At 64.0% G+C, this 19,418-nt stretch carries 20 protein-coding genes and 1 pseudogene; 9 read left to right on the top strand and 12 right to left on the bottom strand.

The features are described 5' to 3' along the window. Window positions 1-149: 149 nt before the first annotated feature. The 3 genes from J5M71_RS11420 to J5M71_RS11410 form a co-directional block, all read right to left on the bottom strand. A complete protein-coding gene (locus tag J5M71_RS11420; protein ID WP_207832289.1) occupies window positions 150-530 on the bottom strand; it encodes a hypothetical protein in 381 nt (126 codons plus the stop codon). 158 nt (window positions 531-688) lie between these two features. Beyond that, window positions 689-1,876 (bottom strand): MFS transporter, encoded by a 1,188-nt coding sequence (locus J5M71_RS11415; RefSeq protein ID WP_207832287.1) that lies wholly within the window; start codon window positions 1,874-1,876, stop codon window positions 689-691. Between the two features lie 183 nt (window positions 1,877-2,059). Next, on the bottom strand, window positions 2,060-2,809 hold the full coding sequence (locus J5M71_RS11410) for a 3-oxoacyl-ACP reductase family protein (RefSeq protein ID WP_063911683.1): 750 nt from the start codon (window positions 2,807-2,809) through the stop codon (window positions 2,060-2,062). A gap of 118 nt (window positions 2,810-2,927) precedes the next feature. Between J5M71_RS11410 and J5M71_RS11405 the strand changes: the two genes are divergently transcribed. Beyond that, a complete protein-coding gene (locus J5M71_RS11405; RefSeq protein WP_207832285.1) occupies window positions 2,928-3,866 on the top strand; it encodes a LysR family transcriptional regulator in 939 nt (312 codons plus the stop codon). Between the two features lie 27 nt (window positions 3,867-3,893). Here the strand turns inward: J5M71_RS11405 and J5M71_RS11400 are convergent, their stop codons facing one another. Then, on the bottom strand, window positions 3,894-4,364 hold the full coding sequence (locus J5M71_RS11400) for a GreA/GreB family elongation factor (RefSeq protein ID WP_207832284.1): 471 nt from the start codon (window positions 4,362-4,364) through the stop codon (window positions 3,894-3,896). 2 nt (window positions 4,365-4,366) lie between these two features. Next, window positions 4,367-4,765: a hypothetical protein gene (locus J5M71_RS11395; RefSeq protein WP_207832281.1), complete on the bottom strand. Its 399-nt coding sequence runs from the start codon at window positions 4,763-4,765 to the stop codon at window positions 4,367-4,369. 130 nt (window positions 4,766-4,895) lie between these two features. Between J5M71_RS11395 and earP the strand changes: the two genes are divergently transcribed. Both earP and efp read left to right on the top strand, forming a co-directional pair. Next, window positions 4,896-6,023 carry an elongation factor P maturation arginine rhamnosyltransferase EarP gene (earP, locus tag J5M71_RS11390; RefSeq protein ID WP_207832279.1) on the top strand — a complete coding sequence of 376 codons (1,128 nt, stop codon included), beginning with the start codon at window positions 4,896-4,898 and terminating at the stop codon, window positions 6,021-6,023. 48 nt (window positions 6,024-6,071) lie between these two features. Further along, complete coding sequence (gene efp, locus J5M71_RS11385; protein ID WP_013971530.1) at window positions 6,072-6,641, top strand: elongation factor P; 570 nt, start codon at window positions 6,072-6,074, stop codon at window positions 6,639-6,641. Window positions 6,642-6,872: 231 nt separating this feature from the next. Here efp and J5M71_RS11380 read toward each other — a convergent pair whose 3' ends face one another. The 3 genes from J5M71_RS11380 to J5M71_RS11370 all read right to left on the bottom strand — a co-directional run bounded on the left by J5M71_RS11380 (window position 6,873) and on the right by J5M71_RS11370 (window position 8,913). Then, complete coding sequence (locus J5M71_RS11380) at window positions 6,873-7,301, bottom strand: organic hydroperoxide resistance protein (RefSeq protein ID WP_063911688.1); 429 nt, start codon at window positions 7,299-7,301, stop codon at window positions 6,873-6,875. Between the two features lie 141 nt (window positions 7,302-7,442). Next, window positions 7,443-7,901, bottom strand: coding sequence for a MarR family transcriptional regulator (locus tag J5M71_RS11375; RefSeq protein ID WP_063911689.1), 459 nt, complete (start codon window positions 7,899-7,901; stop codon window positions 7,443-7,445). 58 nt (window positions 7,902-7,959) lie between these two features. Then, complete coding sequence (locus J5M71_RS11370; protein ID WP_207832277.1) at window positions 7,960-8,913, bottom strand: LysR family transcriptional regulator; 954 nt, start codon at window positions 8,911-8,913, stop codon at window positions 7,960-7,962. A 113-nt stretch (window positions 8,914-9,026) separates the two neighbouring features. On the opposite strand from J5M71_RS11370, the gene J5M71_RS11365 reads away from it, so the two are divergent. After that, the gene (locus J5M71_RS11365) at window positions 9,027-9,776 is read left to right on the top strand and encodes a sulfite exporter TauE/SafE family protein (protein WP_015269373.1); all 750 of its coding nucleotides are present in this window, start codon (window positions 9,027-9,029) and stop codon (window positions 9,774-9,776) included. A gap of 43 nt (window positions 9,777-9,819) precedes the next feature. Here J5M71_RS11365 and J5M71_RS11360 read toward each other — a convergent pair whose 3' ends face one another. Then, complete coding sequence (locus tag J5M71_RS11360; protein WP_207832275.1) at window positions 9,820-10,671, bottom strand: LysR substrate-binding domain-containing protein; 852 nt, start codon at window positions 10,669-10,671, stop codon at window positions 9,820-9,822. A gap of 96 nt (window positions 10,672-10,767) precedes the next feature. Here J5M71_RS11360 and J5M71_RS11355 point away from each other — a divergent pair, with 96 nt between their 5' ends. Together J5M71_RS11355 and J5M71_RS11350 are read left to right on the top strand one after the other, a co-directional pair. Continuing rightward, a complete protein-coding gene (locus J5M71_RS11355; RefSeq protein WP_063911691.1) occupies window positions 10,768-10,986 on the top strand; it encodes a DUF1127 domain-containing protein in 219 nt (72 codons plus the stop codon). Between the two features lie 145 nt (window positions 10,987-11,131). Next, entirely contained in the window at window positions 11,132-12,352 is a 1,221-nt protein-coding gene (locus tag J5M71_RS11350) for a crosslink repair DNA glycosylase YcaQ family protein (protein ID WP_063911692.1), read from the top strand. Here the strand turns inward: J5M71_RS11350 and J5M71_RS11345 are convergent. Further along, on the bottom strand, window positions 12,333-13,679 hold the full coding sequence (locus J5M71_RS11345) for a 3-deoxy-7-phosphoheptulonate synthase class II (protein WP_207832273.1): 1,347 nt from the start codon (window positions 13,677-13,679) through the stop codon (window positions 12,333-12,335). The two genes, J5M71_RS11350 and J5M71_RS11345, sit on opposite strands and share 20 nt — an antisense overlap. A 116-nt stretch (window positions 13,680-13,795) precedes the next feature. On the opposite strand from J5M71_RS11345, the gene J5M71_RS11340 reads away from it, so the two are divergent. Together J5M71_RS11340 and J5M71_RS11335 are read left to right on the top strand one after the other, a co-directional pair. Continuing rightward, complete coding sequence (locus J5M71_RS11340) at window positions 13,796-14,551, top strand: spermidine synthase (protein WP_207832272.1); 756 nt, start codon at window positions 13,796-13,798, stop codon at window positions 14,549-14,551. Between the two features lie 385 nt (window positions 14,552-14,936). After that, window positions 14,937-16,650: pseudogene (locus J5M71_RS11335) on the top strand (DEAD/DEAH box helicase). Window positions 16,651-16,802: 152 nt separating this feature from the next. Here J5M71_RS11335 and J5M71_RS11330 read toward each other — a convergent pair. After that, window positions 16,803-17,570: a class III extradiol ring-cleavage dioxygenase gene (locus J5M71_RS11330; RefSeq protein ID WP_207832268.1), complete on the bottom strand. Its 768-nt coding sequence runs from the start codon at window positions 17,568-17,570 to the stop codon at window positions 16,803-16,805. A gap of 101 nt (window positions 17,571-17,671) precedes the next feature. On the opposite strand from J5M71_RS11330, the gene J5M71_RS11325 reads away from it, so the two are divergent. Beyond that, a complete protein-coding gene (locus tag J5M71_RS11325) occupies window positions 17,672-18,322 on the top strand; it encodes a thiopurine S-methyltransferase (protein WP_207832266.1) in 651 nt (216 codons plus the stop codon). 168 nt (window positions 18,323-18,490) lie between these two features. Here the strand turns inward: J5M71_RS11325 and htpX are convergent, their stop codons facing one another. Further along, a complete protein-coding gene (gene htpX, locus J5M71_RS11320) occupies window positions 18,491-19,378 on the bottom strand; it encodes a protease HtpX (RefSeq protein WP_003259721.1) in 888 nt (295 codons plus the stop codon). Window positions 19,379-19,418 lie beyond the last annotated feature (40 nt).

Raw genomic sequence — 19,418 nt, 5'->3', positions numbered from 1 at the left:
AAACCCGCTCCCGCAGGGATATCACTGCACCTGAGGATAGTGATTTTCCTGTGGGAGCGGGTTTACCCGCGAAGAGGCCGGCACAGGCCATGAAAAAGGCGGCATCTTACAGCCGCCTTCAACATAAAACGATCCAGGCCCGGTGATATTCAGTCTTGGTTGGCCGGCCGCTTGTGCTGCCGCCAGTTGTCATCGATCTTCGACCAGGTCTTGCCATCGGTAATGGCCATGAGCTTGCGCCCATCCTTGAAGGTAGCCAGGAAGGTAGCTTGTTCTTCCTTGCCACCCAGCCACAGCCCGGCCAGCAACCCCACCGGCCCGGCTACCAGGGCCCCGGCCATGCCCCAGCCCAGGGCACTGCCCAGGCTACGGCTGGATTCCAGGCTGGCCAGCCGGAGGTCGCTGATGCGTGCCAGAGAAATCCGCTCGCCCGGGGAGGGGCTGCGCGGGGTCTTGAGTGTGAGCGATCCGTTGCGATACTCGCCTTCACCTTGCAAGAAATCGCCGGATTGCACCGTGAGTCTTGTCATAACGTCGTCCTGTCAGGGAAAGGGCATTGACCAGCGCCTACTGAGCGCTGCCCAGGCGGGCAAGTCAACGGCCATGCGACGGAGGGTCGTGCGGTGCATTGTCGCCATGGCTAAGGGCCTCTTCGCGGGCACGCCCGCGAAGAATCCAATAAAAAATTTCAGGCCGCTTGCAAAGCGTTCTTGCGCTTACGCTCCGCCAACCCCCAGGCCAGTAACGCCAGCCCGCCAATCACCAACCCGGCCACCACAATTCCCATCCAGCCCTGGCGCTGGAACAACTGCGTGCCCAGCAATGACCCCAATGCCCCGCCAATGAAGTAGCAGGTGATATACCCGGCATTCAGCCGCGTGCGCGCCTCGGGCCGCAGGGCAATCACTGCATTCTGGTTGCTCACGTGCACCAGCTGCACCGCCAGGTCGAGCATCAGCACGCCCAGCAGCAAGGCCGGCAAGGACTGCTCGGCATAGCCCAGCGGGACCCATGACAGCAGCAACACCACCAGCCCCACGGTGGTACCCAGCGAGCCCTTGCCACGGTCGGCCAGGCGCCCGGCCCAGTTGGCCGACAGCGCACCCGCTGCACCGGCCAGGCCGAACAGGCCTATCACTGCGTCCGAATAGTGGTACGGGCCTTTCGCCAGCAGGAACGCCAGTGGCGTCCAGAACAGGGCGAACAGGCTGAACGCCAGCAGGCCGAGTAGCGAGCGCAGGCGCAGCACCGGTTCTTCGAAGAACAGGCGGAACACCGAGCCGATCAGCGCCGGGTATTTCAGCCCGGCATGGCTGTGGTGTTGCGGCAGGCTGCGGTGCAGCGCCACGGCGGTGATGGCCATCAGCACTGCGGCCAGCACGTAGATGCTGCGCCAGCCACCGAGCTCGGCCATGAAGCCGGCGGCGGTACGCGCCAGCAGGATGCCCAGCAGCAGGCCGCTCATCAGCGTGCCGACCGCGCGCCCGCGCTGGTGTGGCTCGCTGAGGCTCGCGGCCATGGGTACGAGGATTTGCGCCACTACCGAGAACAGCCCGGTCAGCGCCGTGCCAAGGATCAGCCAGGGCAGGCTCGGTGCGCAGGCACTGATGACCAGGCCCAGGGTGGAAATGGCGGTCATTACGGTGATCAGCCGGCGCTGCTCGAACAGGTCGCCCAGCGGCGCCAGCAGCAACAGGCCGGCGCCATAGCTGAGCTGCGCGGCAATGACGATGCTGCCGGCGCTGGCGGTGCTCAGGCCGAACTGCTGGGCAATGCTGTGCAGCAGCGGTTGCGCGTAATAGTTACTGGCTACGGCCAGGCCGGTGGCGGTGGCCATCAGCAGGATCAGGGCACGGCTGAGCGTGGGGGTGTTCATGCAGTTCTCGTGGCGGGCAGGAGTAAAGGGGGGATTATCGGAAAGTGTCGGGCACTACATCAATGCATTGTGTGGCAGAGCCTGTGCCGGCCTATTCGCGGGCATGCCCGCTCCCACAGGGATCGCGCAGTACCTGTGGGAGCGGGTGCGCCCGCGAAGAGGCCGGAACACGCAACCCTTCAATCAGGCAGCAAACCCGCCATCGACCGTCAGGCTGGCCCCAGTGACATACCCCGCCTCAGGCCCCGCCAGGTAAGCCACGAAGCTGGCAATCTCATCCGCCTCGCCATACCGCCCGATCGCCATCAGCGGGATCAGGCTGTCAGCGAACTCGCCGCTGGCCGGGTTCATGTCGGTGTCCACCGGCCCTGGCTGAACGTTGTTCACGGTAATGCCCTTCGGCCCCAGGTCACGGGCCATGCCGCGGGTCAGGCCGACCAGCGCCGACTTGCTCATGGCATAGGGGGCGCCACCGGCAAACGGCATGCGCTCGGCGTTGGTGCTGCCAATGTTGATGATGCGCCCGCCTTGGCCCATGTAGCGGGCCGCGGCCTGGCTGGCGACGAATACGCTGCGCACGTTCACCGCCAGCATGTGGTCGAAGTCGGCCAGGTCGAATTCGGTCACCGGCGCTACCGCCAGTACACCGGCGTTGTTGACCAGGATATCCAGTCGGCCGAAGGCCTTCACGGTGTCATCCACAGCCAGTTGCACGGCTGCCGCGTCGGCACTGTCGGCCCGCAGGGCCAGGGCTTTGCCGCCGTTGTCGGTAATTTCCTGAACCAGCGCCTGCGCCGGGCCGGCGGAGCTGACATAGGTGAAGGCCACCTGTGCGCCTTCGCGGGCCAGGCGTCGCACGATGGCTGCACCGATGCCGCGGGAACCGCCCTGTACCAGGGCGACTTTGCCTTCGAGGGTGTGTTGTTTGGACATGCTGATCTCCTGCTGGAAGCCAGGCCGGAATGCCTTGGATGGGCGCAGTATCGGCGCTTGATTACCTGCTGATAAGATGGCAATCACTATTAGCAGAGTAAACCTTTGGTTGCTAATCATGGCCACGGAATCGTTCAACGCGTTGGAATGCTTCATCCGCAGTGCCGAGGTCGGCAGTTTTGCCGAGGCCGCCAGGCGCCTCAGCATTACCCCGGCTGCCGTGGGCAAGCATGTTGCCCAGCTGGAAGCACGCCTGGGGGTGCGGTTGTTCCAGCGTAGTACCCGCAAGCTGACCCTGACCGAAGCGGGGCAGCGATTTCTGGGGGAGGTCAGTGACAGCTTCCGCACCATCCAGTACGCCGTGGCTAACCTGGCCAGCAGCGAAGGCCAGCCGGCCGGGTTGTTGCGGGTGAGCATGGGCACGGTATTCGGGCGCTTGTATGTTTTGCCCTTGCTGGGTGAGTTCCTGCGTCGCTACCCGGCCATTACCCCGGACTGGCATTTCGACAACCGTCAGGTCGACCTGATCGGCCAGGGCTTCGATGCGGCGATTGGCGGTGGCTTCGAACTGCCGCCAGGGGTGGTGGCGCGCAAGCTGACCCCGGCGCACCGGGTGCTGGTGGCGGCGCCGGCGTACCTGGGGCGACACGCGCCGATTGACGACCCGCAGGTATTGCAACGGCATGACGGTATCCTGATCCGCTCGCCGCAGACCGGGCGGGTGCGCTCATGGCCGTTGACCAACCGCTGGCAGGTGCAGCAGCCTTTGCAGTTGCGCCAGGCGATGACCATGAGCGATTCGGATGCGGCTTGCGCGGTGGCCGAGCAGGGCTTGGGGATTGCCCTGGTGAGCCTGCCGTTTGCCGTGCCGTACCTGGAGGGCGGGCGGCTGCGGCGGGTGCTGCCGGACTGGTATGTGGACGATGGGTATATCAGCCTGTATTTCGCCGAGCACAAGCTGCTGCCGGGCAAGACCCGGGCGTTTATCGACTTTGTGGTGGAGCAGTTTGCCGAGCAGGGGTTGGCGCGGCGGTTCGATGCCTTGCAAACCCTTTAGATGTGTATTGCCGGCGATTGGGCCCGGTCAGGCAACATCGACTATGAATAGTGCCTGTGCCCCCAGGCTCACCTCATCATCAACCTTCTTGCCGAGCAACTGCTGCCCCAGCGGCGAGCGTGGGGTAATCACCGTCACCAGCCCGGCCCCCTCGCCAATCTTCAGCCCCGCCGCCTCAGGCCCAAGGAACAACCGGCGCTGGCTGCCATCCTCGTCTTCCAGGGTTACCAGGTTGCTGATCTGCACCCCACGCGCCGGGTCATAATCGCGCAGCAGTAGTTGCTGGTAAGTCTGCAGTGCCATGCGAATCTCGGCGCTGCGGCGGGCCTGGCCGGTGGCCAGGTACGAGGCTTCCAGGCCAAGGGTGTCATACTTGTTCTCGGCGATGTTCTCTTCAGCAGTGGCGGCTTCGTACGCGGTTTGCGCCGCGCGGGTCAGCACATCCAGGTCATGCTCGAGGGTGGCGACGATCTGCGCCAGCAGGTGGGGCTTGTTCATGGTCAGTAACAGAACTCCAGCACGTTGGCCTGGCTTTTGTCTGTAGGCGCAGTGCGGTTCTGCTGCAGCCAGAACTGGCACTTGGGGCTGTTGAGGTTGTGCGGGTTGCCCTGGGCGGCCTCGGCGGCCTGTTGCAGTTCCTGCTTGTGCAGGATGTCCTTGTAGCGTTCGAACATCTCCGCCTGGGCATCCGCCACAGGGGCTGGCGCTGGCGGCGTGGCAGGCCGGTACGCGCTGGGGGCCACGGCCTGGGCCAGTGGCTGTACCTGCTGTGGCCACAGTTGCAGGGCCAGCCACAGGCTGGCGGCGATGGCCACGGCGCCCAGCCACAGGCCAAAGGCAACGCACAGGATCAACGGCAACGGCTTGAGGGCGATCTTCAGTTCACGGTGGCGCGGCATGGCAGCTTCCTGGCAGGTGGATCGGGGTGCATTGTCGCATGCGTCTGGGCATTTTTCCGCGCAGGTGCTTTTGTCAGCGACAATTTATGCGCAGAATGCGCGGTTTTTCCGCCGGGCGAGGGCAGGGCACATGAAAGCCACCTGGGACATCTTCTGCAGCGTCGTCGACAACTACGGCGATATAGGCGTGACCTGGCGCCTGGCCCGGCAGCTGGTGGCCGAGCACGGGCTGGCAGTGCGCCTGTGGGTGGATGACCTCAATGCGTTCACGCCCATGTGCCCAGGGGCCGATGCCACCGCCCAGCAGCAGTGGCAGCACGGTGTGGACGTGCGCCAGTGGCCGGTGACATGGTTGCCGGTGGCGCCGGCTGATGTGGTAATTGGTGCCTTCGCCTGCCAGTTGCCAGCACCTTATGTAGAGGCAATGCGTGCTCGCGCCACGCCGCCGCTGTGGCTGAACCTTGAGTACCTCAGTGCCGAGGACTGGGTGGAGGGTTGCCATGGCTTGCCTTCGCCGCAGCCCAATGGCTTGCGCAAGGTGTTTTTCTTTCCCGGCTTTACCGAAAAAACCGGTGGCCTGCTGCGCGAGGGCTCGCTGCTGGCACGGCGTGATGCGTTTCAGCAGGGCGCACGGCAGGCCTTCTTGCAGGGGCTTGGCGTAAACCCTGAAGCGGGGGCGTTGCTGATGTCGCTGTTCGCCTACGAAAACCCGCAACTGGGCAACTGGCTCGATGCCATGGCCTCAGGTGAGCAACCTTGTCACTTGCTGGTGCCGCAAGGGCGCGTTGTCGCGGGGCTCAGCCAGTGGCTTGGCGAGGCGCCGCTGCAAGTGGGCAGCGTGCGCAAGCGAGGGGCGCTGACCGTGCAGGTATTACCTTTCGTCAGCCAGGACGACTACGACCGGTTGCTGTGGAGCTGTGATTTCAACGCCGTGCGCGGCGAAGACTCGTTCGTGCGCGCGCAGTGGGCCGGGCAGCCGATGCTGTGGCACATCTACGTGCAGGACGAGAATGCCCATTGGGAAAAGCTCGAAGCGTTTCTCGCGCATTATCGACTCGGGTTGTCAGGCGATGCCGATGCAGCCCTGCTTGGCCTGTGGCGTGCCTGGAACATGGACAGCGACATGGGCCAGGCCTGGCAGGCGGCCCGCCAGCACTGGCCAGAACTGCGGCAGCATGCCCGGCGTTGGGCGGCGCGACAGGCCGCTCAGCCGGACCTTGCCACAGCGCTAGTACACTTTTACCGAAATTCGCTATGATACGCGGCCTCGATTTTTATAAATCCATCCAGATTCGGATACTTCGTAATGAAAACTGGTAAAGAACTGAAACCCGGTACCGTCCTGCGGATCGACAACGACCCATGGCTGGTTCAAAAAGCTGAGTTCACCAAGTCGGGCCGTAACAGCGCGATCATGAAGACCAAGCTGAAGAACCTGTTGACCGGCTACAAGACCGAAACCGTCTACGGTGCGGACGACAAGCTGGACGACGTGATCCTGGATCGCAAAGAAGCGACCCTGTCGTTCATCAACGGTGACGAATACACCTTCATGGACACCACCGACTACACCATGTACGAACTGAACGCCGAGGACATCGAAGCCGTTCTGCCGTACATCGAAGAAGGCATGGAAGACGTCTGCGAAGCCGTGTTCTTCGAAGGCCGCCTGGTATCGGTTGAACTGCCGACCACCATCAGCCGCCAGGTTGTCTACACCGAGAACGCTGCACGCGGCGACACCTCGGGCAAGGTCATGAAGCCTGCCAAGCTGAAGAACGGTACCGAGATCTCGGTTGCCGACTTCATCCAGATCGACGAGTGGATCGATATCGACACTCGCGACAACAGCTTCAAAGGCCGTTCCAAGAAGTAATACTTCTTGTGAAACGCAAAAAACCCGGCCTTGGCCGGGTTTTTTAATGCCTGCAGATCTTCAAGCCGCGGTAAGGCTGCTCTCATTGAGCTGCACGTAACTCACTGAATTAGCAGGGGCCCTGTGGGAGCGGGCATGCCCGCGAACACCGGCGCAGCCGGTGCCAGCCACCGTGTTGAATTCTTCGCGGGCGCGCCCGCTCCCACAGAGGCCGCGCCGTGTTCACCTTAGTCAGACAGTTACATGCAGGCGCACATCCACATTGCCGCGGGTGGCGTTGGAGTACGGGCACACCTTGTGCGCCTTTTCCACCAGCCCTTCGGCATCGGCCTGGGCCAGGCCCGGCAGGTTGATGTGCAGGTCGATGTCCAGGCCGAAACCACCCGGAATCTGGCCGATGCCCACCTTCGCGGTGATCGAGGCATCCGCTGGCAGGGCTTTTTTCTCTTGCCCGGCCACGAACTTCAAGGCGCCGATGAAGCATGCCGAGTAACCGGCGGCGAACATCTGCTCGGGGTTGGTGCCGTCACCGCCTGCGCCGCCCAGTTCCTTGGGGGTGCTCAGGTTGACAACCAGTTTGCCGTCACTGGAGCGGGATTTGCCATCGCGCCCACCGGTGGAGGTTGCTTCTGCGATGTACAGCGGAGTGACCTTTTGCATCTTGAGCCTCGCTAATGTGCTGTGCGCTCCCCGTCTGGAGGAGGGCGCGGGTTGGTGTGGGATTTAAATTAGCGCGCAATTAGTTAGCGCGCAAGATAAATCTTCACCGCTCGTCCGAACGGCCATCGCACAGCATAGCTGTCAGAGGTTTTTCTGCAGGTTCTCGCGCAGCGCCAGCAAGTCGGCCTGCAGCTGTTGCAGCTGTTCAAGGCTGCGTCCACTGGCTTTGAGGATGCACTGTGGCACTTCCCTGGCCTGCTGCTGAAGGGCGCGGCCCTTGTCGGTCAGTTGCACCAGCACCACCCGTTCGTCCTCGCGGCTGCGGTTGCGCTGCAGCAGGCCCTCGCTTTCCAGGCGCTTGAGCAGCGGCGTCAACGAGCCGGGGTCGGTCAGCAGGTGCTGGCTGATCTCGCCTACGGTCAGGCCGTCGCGCTCCCACAGCACGAGCATGGCCAGGTACTGCGGGTAGGTCAGGCCCAGGGCCTGCAGCAGCGGTTTGTAGACCTTGGTCATCAGCAACGAGGTGGAATGCAGGGCGAAACAGACCTGGTTGTCCAGCAGCAGCTCGTCACAGGAGGAGGCTTGGGTGTCGGCGTTCATGCAGGTCCTTGAAGGTAATCAATGGAAAAGTCTGGCGCGCTGATCATTAGTGCGCGCACTACTCGTGCAGTTCACTGCGCAAGGCCAGGTCCCAGGGCGGAATCGGGCTGAAGCGGCTCTTGAGGAATTCGAGCAGCAAACGGCTGCGAGAGTTCGTTTCATGTTCCAGGCGTAGCGCGTAGATACCGCTGGTTTCCGCTTCGGGCAAGCCCCCGTCGCAAAACAACGGTATCAGTTCGCCGCGCAGCAGGTATTCGCTGATCAGCCAGGTGGGCAGGTGGGCGATGCCTAAGCCGGCGAGGGCGCCGAACAGCAGGGTTTCGGCGTTGTTGGCGGCCATGCGCATGCGTGAGGGGCGGTACAGGCGGGTTTGCCCGGCCACGTTGAAGCGCCAGGCGAATGGCGGCGCCAGGCCGTCCCAGTCCAGGCCATCGTGCCCGGGCAGTTCGCTGGGGCAGGTGGGTATGCCGCGGCTGGCCAGGTAGGCCGGGCTGGCGCAGGCGATGCGCACCATGTAGGCCAGTGGCGTGGCGACCAGCCGGGTGTCGGCCAGGGGGCCGGCGCGCAACACCAGGTCGACCTCGCCCAGGTGGCTGCCCTGCAGGTCGACGAAGCTGTCGATCAGGCGCAGTTGCACATCCAGGCCCGGGTAGGCCACCAGGAAATCGGCGATGGCCGGAGCCAGGTGGCGGCGGCCGAATGCGGCAGGGGCGTCGATGCGGATCAGGCCTTCTGGGGCATTGCTCAGCGACACCGCTTCGGCGCGGGCCAGGCGCAGTTCCTCGATGATGCGCCTGGCCCGTTCGGCAAAGGCATTGCCCGCGGGGGTGGCGCGCACGGCATGGGTGCTGCGGGTGAACAGGCGGCTGCCCACGGCGTTTTCCAGGTTGTCGATGCGCCGGGCCACGGCGGACGGAGTCAGCGGGTGGCGGCGGGCGGCGGCAGAAAAGCTGCCGGTTTCCAGCACGTCGAGGAACAGGCTTAGCTGGTCGGTCAGGGTATCGGGGCTCATGGCTGCCTTGCTTTTGCGAGAAACGCACAGCCATTGTGCGCTGCTATGCGTTTCCCCGCCAGCCCGCAATCGTTAGCATGCTCGCATTATGTGTACAGGCGGATGAGGCTCTGATGATCGAGTGGTTGTTGTATATCGTGCTGGGCGCAGCCCTGGGGACCATGGGCGGCTTGTTCGGCATTGGCGGCGGTCTGATCGCCATCCCGGCGTTGGGCGTGCTGTTTGGTCTGGACCAGCAGTTGGCGCAGGGCACGGCGCTGGTGATGGTAGTGCCCAATGTGCTGCTGGCGCTGTGGCGTTATCACCAGCGTAACCGCATCGAGCTGCGCCATGCCGTGCCGCTGTCGCTGTGCAGCTTCGTGTTCGCCTGGCTGGGGTCGATCTGGGCGGTGGGGCTGGATGCGCACTCCATGCGCCTGGGCTTTGTCGGCTTCCTGGTGGCCCTGGCGGTGTGGAACGTGGCGCGGATGTTCATGAAGGTGACGCCGCCCAGCGCCGAGTTGCGCTATGCCTGGCCGTGGCTGGGTGTGCTGGGCAGCTTTGCCGGGACCATGGGCGGCTTGTTCGGGGTGGGTGGGGCTGTGGTGGCCACACCGATCCTGACCAGTGTGTTCGGTACCACCCAGGTGGTGGCGCAGGGGCTGTCGCTGGCGCTGGCGGCGCCGAGTACCTTGGTGACCCTGGTGACCTATGGGGTGCACCACAGTGTTGACTGGGGGGTGGGAATTCCGTTGGCGGTGGGGGGCTTGCTCAGCATCAGCTGGGGGGTGAAGTTGGCCCATGCGTTGCCGGAGAAGGTGTTGCGGGCGATGTTCTGTGTGTTTTTGGTGGGGTGTGCGGTGATGCTCGGGTTTGAGCTTTGAGATTTTGGGGCCGCCTTGCGGCCCGTCGCCGGCAAGCTCCAAGTTACTTGAACCCTTCGACAATGTAGTCGGCCATGCAATCGGTAATTGGCGAAGGGGGCTGGGTACTGCGCACCAGCATCACATTGGCCACCGGCAACTGCGGCAACCCTTCGCTCTCGCCCAGAATGCGGATATTCCCGCCAATCAGGCTCTGCAGCTGCGCAGTCACCGCCAACCCTGCGGTGACAATGGCAAATATCGCCGCCAGGCTCGGGCTGGTATAGGCGATGCGGTAGTCGATGCCCTGGGCTTCCAGGGCATTGCAGGTCCAGGCCCGGCAGAAGCAGTCGGTGTTGAACAGGGCCACCGGCATGGGGCGCTGTTCCTGCGGGCAGAAGCCTTCGGCGGCGGCCCACACCAGGCGTTCCTGGCGCAGTAGCAGGCCAATCTCGTTGCCCGGCTCACGGGTGACGATGGTCAGGTCCAGGTCCTGGCGCAGCATCAGTTGCTTGGACGAGTCGCAATGCACTTCAACCTGCACCAGCGGGTAAGCCTGGGCAAAGCTCGACAGGATATTCGGCAGAAAGCGCATGGCGTAGTCGTCCGGCGTGCCGATGCGTACTACGCCGACCATGTGCGGCATGCGCAGGGTGTTGAACACTTCCCCGTGCAGCTTGAGGATGCGCCGGGCATAGCCCAGCAGCACCTGGCCTTCGGCAGTCAGCCGCACCTGGCGGCCGTCGCGCTCGAACAGCTGGCGCTGCAGGATGTCTTCTTCCAGGCGTTTCATCTGCATGCTCACCGCCGACTGGGTGCGGTTGACCACCTCGCCGGCGCGGGTGAAGCCGCCTTGTTCGGCGATTGCAACGAAGGTGCGCAGCACGTCCGCGTCGAGGCTCTGGTACTGGGACATTGCATCAATCTCCGAGATGCATGGCATCAGAAACATTCGTTGGATTGATCTTATGCCAGGCAGGAGACTGGAGCCATCAACACGGAGGGCTTCACGATGAAAGGTCATGTCAGCAGCATCCAGCAACCTGCCTTTTCCCTGAACCACCTGTGGCATGCAGTCCTGCAGCGTCCTGTTCGCTGGCTGCAGCTGTACCGCCAGCGTCAGGAACTGGCCAGCCTCAGTGACGCAACCTTGCACGACCTAGGGTTGAGCCGGGCGGATATCCAGCAAGAGGCCGAGCGGCATTTCTGGGATGACCCGCTGCGCAAATAGGCTAAGTTTGTCGGTGGAATCACTGGCCTCTTCGCGGGTGAACCCGCTCCCACAGGAACGCCACATTGCCCGAGACCAGTGGTATCCCTGTGGGAGCGGGTTCACCCGCGAAAGGGCCAGTGCAGACACTACAAGGAGTTCAGGCTTGCCCCTCAAGCTATCCATCAACCAGGCCCGCCGCCTGGCCCTTTCTGCCCAAGGTTTCGGCAAGCAGCCGGAAATGGCCCCGACCCTGCCAGCACTCAAGCGCATGCTGCAACGCCTGGGCGTGTTGCAGATCGATTCGGTCAACGCCCTGGTCCGCTCCCACTACCTGCCGCTGTTCTCCCGCCTGGGCAACTACTCGCCTGCCACCCTCGACCAGCTCGCCTGGGGGCGTGGCCGCCAGCGCCTGATGTTCGAATACTGGGGCCACGAAGCCTCGTTGCTGCCGCTGAGCCTGTACCCACTGCTGCGCTGGCGCATGGCCCATGCCGCCGATGGCCGTGGCATCTATCGCCAGCTCGCGCAGTTTGGCCGCGAACGCCAGGACGTGATTGCCCGGGTACTGGCCGCCGTCCGCGAACAGGGCGCCCTTGGCGCGGGCAGCCTGTCCACTCGTGAAGAACGGGCCGGCCCCTGGTGGGACTGGAGCGAGGAAAAGCACGCGCTGGAGTGGCTGTTTGCCGCAGGTGAGGTGACGGTCGCTGGCCGGCGTGGCTTCGAGCGACTCTACGATGTACCGGAAAGGGTCCTGCCGAGGACCATCCTCGATCAGCCATTGCCCAGCGAGGCGGAGGCGCATCAGGGCTTGATGCTGCACGCCGCCACCGCCCTGGGCGTAGCCACCGAGCGCGACCTGCGCGACTACTTCCGCCTGGACCCGGGGCAGGGCAGGTCGGCACTGGCGAAACTGGTGGCTGATGGCCGCCTGCAAGCGGTCGAGGTGCAAGGCTGGAAGCAGCTCGCCTACTGCGCCGGCGCACCGCGTATCCCTCGGCGCATCGAGGCCAGCGCGCTGTTGTCGCCGTTCGATTCACTGGTCTGGGAACGCAACCGTACCGAGCGCTTGTTCGACTTCCGCTACCGCCTGGAAATCTACACCCCGGCGCACAAACGGGTGTACGGCTACTACGTGCTGCCGTTCCTGTACCGCGAACGCATCGGCGCGCGTGTGGACCTGCGCGCCGAGCGCGCACAGGGGCAACTGGCAGTACATGCCGTGCATGTGGAGGCCGCAGGCCTGGACGAGGAGGGTTACCAGGCCCTGGCCGGCAACCTGCTGCGCCTGGCCAGTTGGCTGGGCCTGGAGAAGGTGCAACTGAACTGCCCGCGCCCGGAGGGCAGCCAGTTGCGCCAGGCGTTGCTCAGCGCCGCACCTGCTTGAGGGTTTCGGCAATCAGGAACGCCAGCTCCAGCGACTGGTCGGCGTTCATGCGTGGGTCACAGTGGGTGTGATAGCGGTCGGACAGCGCATCTTCGGTGATCGGCCGGGCGCCGCCGATGCATTCGGTGACGTTCTGTCCGGTCATCTCGATGTGGATGCCGCCGGCATGGCTGCCCTCGGCCTGGTGCACCTGGAAGAACTGCTTCACCTCATCCAGGATCTGTGCAAAGTCGCGGGTCTTGTAGCCGCTGCTGGCCTTGATGGTGTTGCCATGCATCGGGTCGGAGCTCCACAGCACCTTGCGCCCTTCGCGCTCGACAGTGCGGATCAGCCCCGGCAGGTGGTCGCCGACCTTGCCGGCGCCCATGCGCACGATCAGGTTCAGGCGCCCGGGGTCGTTGGTCGGGTTCAGCGTGTCGATCAGGCGGATCAGCTCCTCGGGGTTCATGCTCGGGCCAACCTTGACCCCGATCGGGTTGTGCACGCCGCGCAGGAACTCCACATGGGCACCGTCCAGCTGGCGGGTGCGGTCGCCGATCCACAGCATGTGCGCCGAGCAGTCGTAGTAGTCGCCGGTCAGGCTGTCCTGGCGCACGAAGGCTTCTTCATAATTCAGCAGCAGCGCTTCGTGGGCAGTGAAGAAGCTGGTTTCGCGCAGCTGCGGCGCGCTGTCCAGGCCGCAGGCGCGCATGAATGCCAGGGTTTCGTCGATGCGGTTGGCCAGCTGGTGGTACTTGTCGGCCAGCGCCGAGTTGGCGATGAAGTCCAGGTTCCACTTGTGTACCTGGTGCAGGTCGGCAAACCCGCCCTGGGCGAAGGCGCGCAGCAGGTTGAGGCTGGCAGTGGCCTGGTGGTACGCCTGCAGCAGGCGTTCCGGGTCGGGGATGCGGCTTTTCGCGTCGAAGCCGATACCGTTGACGATGTCGCCACGGTAGGCAGGCAGGGTGATGTCGCCGATGGTTTCATCGCCCGATGAGCGCGGCTTGGCGAACTGCCCGGCCATGCGTCCGACCTTGACCACCGGGCAGCCGGCGGCGAAGGTCATGACGATGGCCATCTGCAGTAGCACCTTGAAGGTGTCGCGGATTTTCGCCGCCGAGAACTCGGCGAAGCTCTCGGCGCAGTCGCCACCCTGCAGCAGGAAGGCGCGGCCTTCGGTAACCTCGGCGAACTGCCGGCGCAGCTCGCGTGCCTCGCCCGCGAATACCAGTGGCGGGTAGCTGGCCAGGGTCTGTTCGACCTTCAGCAGGTGCGCGGCATCGGGGTAGGTCGGTTGCTGCTGGATCGGCAGGGCGCGCCAGCTGTCGGGGCTCCACGGTTGGTTCATCTCGGGCTCGGTCTTGTCGGTTGTAGGCTATGGGCCATGGTAACAGTTGGCGCTGCGCTTGTTGCATCGAGGGTGTTGACGGACAATGCGCGTTTTTGCGCGGGTGGGTGGTGAGCATGGCGGCGGAACGGGAAGAGCGGCTACTGGCACGGGTGGAAGATGCCTTTGGCGTCATCAGCGTGTATGAAGTCGACGACTACCGCTTTCTGGAATTCGGCGATGCGATCGAGCAGAGCTGCGTGTTCACGGCCGACCCCAGCTGGCTGGAGTACGACTATACCCGCGCCATGCTGGTGGGGGCGCTGTGCCACGAACAGCCGGAGAGCGCGCTGTTTCTCGGCCTGGGGGCCGGCACACTGACCCAGGCCTGCATGAAGTTCCTGCCGCTGGACGACATCGAGGCCATAGAGCTGCGCCCGGACGTACCGCGCCTGGCCATGGAATACCTGGGCCTGGACGACGACCCGCGGCTGTATGTACGCATCGGCGACGCGCTGGAGCTGTTGCCCACGGCGGAGAAGGCCGACCTGCTGTTCGTCGACCTGTACACCGACCATGGACCGGGGGTGGGCCACCTGGCCTGGAACTTCCTGGAGAACTGCCAGCAGAAGTTGAACCCGGGTGGTTGGCTGGTGATCAACCAGTGGGCCACCGACGACGGCAAGCCCCTGGGCGCGGCGTTGTTGCGCGGGTTGTATCACCGGCATTACTGGGAGCTGCCGGTGAAGGAGGGCAATGTGATCCTGCTGGTGCCAGCGGACCTGGAGCAGACGCTGGACCTGGATGGGTTGCGGGCCCGGGCCGAGGCGCTGGCACCGCGCCTGGGGTATAGCCTTGAGGGGCTGATCCGCGAGATTCGGCCGGCTACCTGAGTTGGCTTCTTCGCGGGCACGCCCGCTCCCACAGGGATATCACAGTGCCTAAGGGCGGTATCCTGCTGGAGCGGGCATGCCCGCGAAACAGGCGACGCGGTATTGCAGGCAGGAATCGTTTCAGCTGCGCATGGCTGATGGCCCGATACTGGCCCTGCACCCTGAAAATATTCCTCACGTCTGCGCACTATTTCGGGTATAGTACGCGCCGGTCTTTTAGCGGACCGCAAAATCAGGTGGTGCAAACCCTCCGAGTCCAGCTTCGGCTGCACGTCCGCTAGGCGGACCTTCCCACGTTTTCTTTTTCAATCGTTTTCGCAAATCCCCGCCGCCAAAGCTGCCTGGGTGACCTGTCGGTCTTTCATGGCTTGTGCAGCTTTGGAGCATGGGTCTTTGCGGATGCACCTAGAGGCAGACCCATGACCCAGGAAACCGGCGGCTTCGCCGCTCTCGATCTCAATCCGAACATTGTTGCTGCCGTTCTGGCGACCGGCTACGAAGAGCCGTCCGCCATTCAGCAACAATCGATCCCGATCATCCTCGCCGGTCACGACATGATCGGCCAGGCGCAGACTGGCACCGGCAAGACCGCTGCCTTCGCCCTGCCGATCCTCAACAAGATCGATGTGAGCAAGCGCGAACCGCAAGCCCTGATCCTGGCGCCAACCCGTGAGTTGGCGCTGCAAGTTGCTACCGCTTTCGAAACCTACGCCAAGCAGATGCCGGGCGTGAACGTGGTCGCCGTCTACGGTGGTGCCCCGATGGGCCCACAGTTGCGTGCGATCCGCAACGGCGCGCAAATCGTCGTGGCCACCCCGGGCCGCCTGTGCGACCACCTGCGTCGTGACGAAAAAGTCCTGTCGACCGTGCAGTACCTGGTCCTGGACGAAGCCGACGAGATGCTCAAGCTGGGCTTCATGGACGACCTCGAAGTGATCTTCGACGCAATCCCGGCCAGCCGCCAGACCGTGCTGTTCTCCGCCACCCTGCCGTCGTCGATCCGCTCGATCGCCGAACGCCACCTGCGCGAGCCCAAGCACGTCAAGATCCAGAGCAAGACCCAGACCGTCACTGCGATCGAGCAGGCCCACCTGATGGTCCACGCCGACCAGAAGATCCCGGCTGTGCTGCGTCTGCTGGAAGTGGAAGAGTTCGACGCGCTGATCGCCTTCGTGCGTACCAAGCAAGCTACCCTGGACCTGGCCGCCGCGCTGGAAGCCAAGGGCTACAAGGCTGCCGCGCTGAACGGTGACATCGCCCAGAACCAGCGTGAGCGCGTGATCGACTCGCTCAAGGATGGCCGCCTGGACATCGTTGTCGCTACCGACGTCGCTGCCCGTGGCCTGGACGTACCGCGCATCACTCACGTGTTCAACGTCGACATGCCGTACGACCCGGAGTCCTACGTACACCGTATCGGCCGTACCGGCCGTGCCGGTCGCGATGGCCGTGCACTGCTGCTGGTCACCCCGCGTGAGCGCCGCATGTTGCAGGTGATCGAGCGTGTAACCGGGCAAAAAGTTGCCGAAGCCCGTCTGCCGAATGCCCAGGCCGTGCTGGATGCCCGCATCAAGAAGCTGACCTCGAGTCTGGCACCGCTGGTCGCCGAAGCAGAAGCCAGCCACGGCGAGCTGTTCGACCGCCTGACCAACGACCTGGGTTGCAGCGCGCGTGCCCTGGCTGCCGCCCTGCTGCGCAAGGCCACCAATGGCCAGGCGCTGGACCTGGCCGCGGTAGAGCGTGAGCAGCCGCTGGTGCCGAGCTTCGCCCCGCGTGGCGAGCGTACCGAGCGTGGTGAGCGTGGCGAGCGCCCAGAGCGTGGTGACCGCGAGCGTCGTGCCCCGCTGCCGCTGGCCGAAGGCCGCGTGCGTTGCCGTACTGCCCTGGGTGCCCGTGACGGCATCGCTGCCAAGAACCTGCTGGGCGCGATCCTCAACGAGGGTGGCCTGGCCCGTGACGCCATCGGCCGCATCCAGGTGCGCGACAGCTTCAGCCTGGTCGAGTTGCCGGAAGACGGCCTGGAGAAGCTGCTGTCCAAGCTCAAGGACACCCGCGTGGCTGGCAAGCAGCTGAAGCTGCGTCGCTACCGCGAGGATTGATCCTGGCGCAATGAAAAAATCCCCGGCCTCGGCTGGGGATTTTTTTTGCCTGTGCCGGCCCTTTCGCGGGTAAACCCGCTCCCACAGGTACAGCACAAGCCTTGAAATCTGTGGAGACCCTGTGGGAGCGGGTTCACCCGCGAAGAGGCCTTTCAGCCGAACCGATAAATGTCCATCCCCAACGCCCCCAGGGTAAACCCTTGGTGCACCACCCCGAACTTGCCCCCAGCCCCCAGGGCAAAGAACAGCGGCAGGAAATGCTCGTCACTGGGATGGTTGCGCACCGCAAACGGCGCCTGCTGCCGATAATTCAGCAACGCTTGCTGATCATCCGCCCGAAGCTTTTCCACCACCCAATCCCTGAACGCCAGCGCCCAAGGCTCGATCACATCCGGCCCGGCATGCCAGTCCAGTTCACCCAGGTTATGGGTAATGCTACCCGAGCCAATCAGCAGCACGCCCTGGTTGCGCAAACCCGCCAGCGCCTGTCCCACCTTGACCTGTAGCGCCGGCCCCATGTGGCTGGGCAGTGAAACCTGCACCACCGGAATACTCGCATCCGGGTACATCAGCGACAGCGGTACCCAGGCGCCGTGGTCGAACGGCCGCTGCGGGTCCAGCCGGGCTGGTAGCCCGGCTGCCTGCAACAGTTCACTGACCTGGCCGGCAAGGGCAGGTTCGCCCGGCGCCGGGTACTGCACCGCGTACAGAGCAGGAGGGAAGCCATGGAAGTCATGCCAGGTCTCTGGCTGGGCGTTGCCGGTGACCAGTAACTCGCGGCTTTCCCAGTGCGCCGACACCACCACGATCGCTTTTGGCCGGGGCAGGGTGCTGGCCAGCCCGGCCAGCGCCGGTCCGCTGGCGCCGGGTTGCAGGGCAAGCATGGGAGAACCATGGGAAATGAACAGGCTGGGCAGCATGGCGGGGTCCTGACGGTTAAGATGCAGTCATCTTCGATCAACTACAGATCGAAATCCAAACCAGTTTTTACCGACAAACCATCTAAAAATCGGGAGTGAGCATGGAGCCAGCGTTCTGGCAGCAGCGGTGGGCCGACAACCAGATCGGCTTTCACCAGGCGCAGGTGAACCCCTATCTGCAGAAGTATTGGCCAACGCTTGGCCTGGCGCCGGGCAGCCGCGTGCTGGTGCCACTGTGTGGCAAGAGCCTGGACCTGGCCTGGTTGGCTGGGCAGGGGTACCGCGTGTTGGGTGTAGAGCTGTCGCGGCGGGCGGTGGAGGACTTCTTCCGCGAGCATGGGCTTGAAGCTGAAGTGCAACAGCGCGGGGCTTTCGAGGTTTGGCGCAGTGGTGACGTGGAGCTTTGGTGTGGCGATTTCTTTGCGTTGCAGGCAGGGGATATTGGTGACTGCGCGGGGCTTTATGACCGGGCGGCGGTGATTGCCTTGCCGACGCAGATGCGTGCGGCGTACATGCAGCTGTTGTCGGGTTTGCTGCCGACGGGTTGCCAGGGGCTGGTGGTGACCCTGGATTATGACCAGGCTTTGCTGGGCGGGCCGCCGTTTTCGGTAGGGGATGAAGAGTTGCGGCAGGGGTTTGCCGGGTGGCAGGTGGATGAGCTGGAGGTTGTGGAAGTGATTGAGGAAAGCCCGAAGTTTTCGCAGGCCGGGGTATCGAGCTTGTTGGAGCGGGTTTACCGGGTCAGCCGCTGACAGGTGTGTAGCCTGTCCGGCCCTTTCGCGGGTGAACCTGCTCCCACAGGTACTGCACAATCCTCAAGGTGTATGGTGAACCTGTGGGAGCGGGTTTACCCGCGAAGAGGCCGGCACAGGTGTACAAAAAAGGGCGACCGAAGTCGCCCTTTGTTTTTACCGGGCGGATCAACCGCGACGGCGCAGGGCCTCGATACGGTCTTCCAGCGGCGGGTGGCTCATCAGCAGCCCGGCCAGGCCGTGCTTCAGGCCGCCATTGATGCCGAATGCCTTCATGGTGTCGGGCATGTGCACCGGCAGGCCCTGCTCCACGCGCAGGCGCTGCAGGGCGCCGATCATCGCCGCGGTACCGGCCAGCTGTGCACCGGCTTCGTCGGCGCGGTATTCGCGGCGGCGCGAGAACCACATCACGATCATGCTGGCCAGAATGCCAAGGATCAACTCGGCAACGATGGTCGCCACGTAGTAGGCAATGCCCTGGCCTTCTTCGTTCTTGAAGATCACCTTGTCGACGAAGTTGCCGATGATGCGCGCGAAGAACATCACGAAGGTGTTCACCACGCCTTGCACCAGCGCCAGGGTGACCATGTCGCCGTTGGCTACGTGGCCGATCTCGTGGGCCAGCACTGCGCGCACTTCATCGGGCGAGAAGCGCTCCAGCAGGCCCTGGGAAACGGCCACCAGCGCGTCATTGCGGTTCCAGCCGGTGGCGAAGGCGTTGGCCTCGTACGCCGGGAAGATACCCACCTCGGGCATCTTGATGCCCGCTTCACGGGACAGTTCTTCGACCGTTTGCAACAGCCACTGCTCGTGGCGAGTGCGCGGCTGGCTGATGATCTGGGTGCCGGTGGTCATCTTCGCCATCCACTTGGAGATGAACAGCGAGACGAGGGAGCCGGCAAAGCCGAACACGGCGCAGAACACCAGCAGGCTGCTGAGGTTCAGGTCGACCCCGTTGGCGGCCATGAACCCGTTGAAACCGAACAGGCTCAGGGTAATGCTTGCAACCAGCACCACCGCGAGGTTGGTGGCTACAAACAACAGAATGCGCATCATGGTTGTTACGTTCTCCTGACGGATGAGTTGTCGCTTACTG

The organism is Pseudomonas sp. 43(2021) (genome assembly GCF_017490805.1).
Lineage (GTDB): Bacteria > Pseudomonadota > Gammaproteobacteria > Pseudomonadales > Pseudomonadaceae > Aquipseudomonas.
Note: the sequence above shows the minus strand (reverse complement) of the source record. Positions and strands in the feature narration are given on the sequence as shown.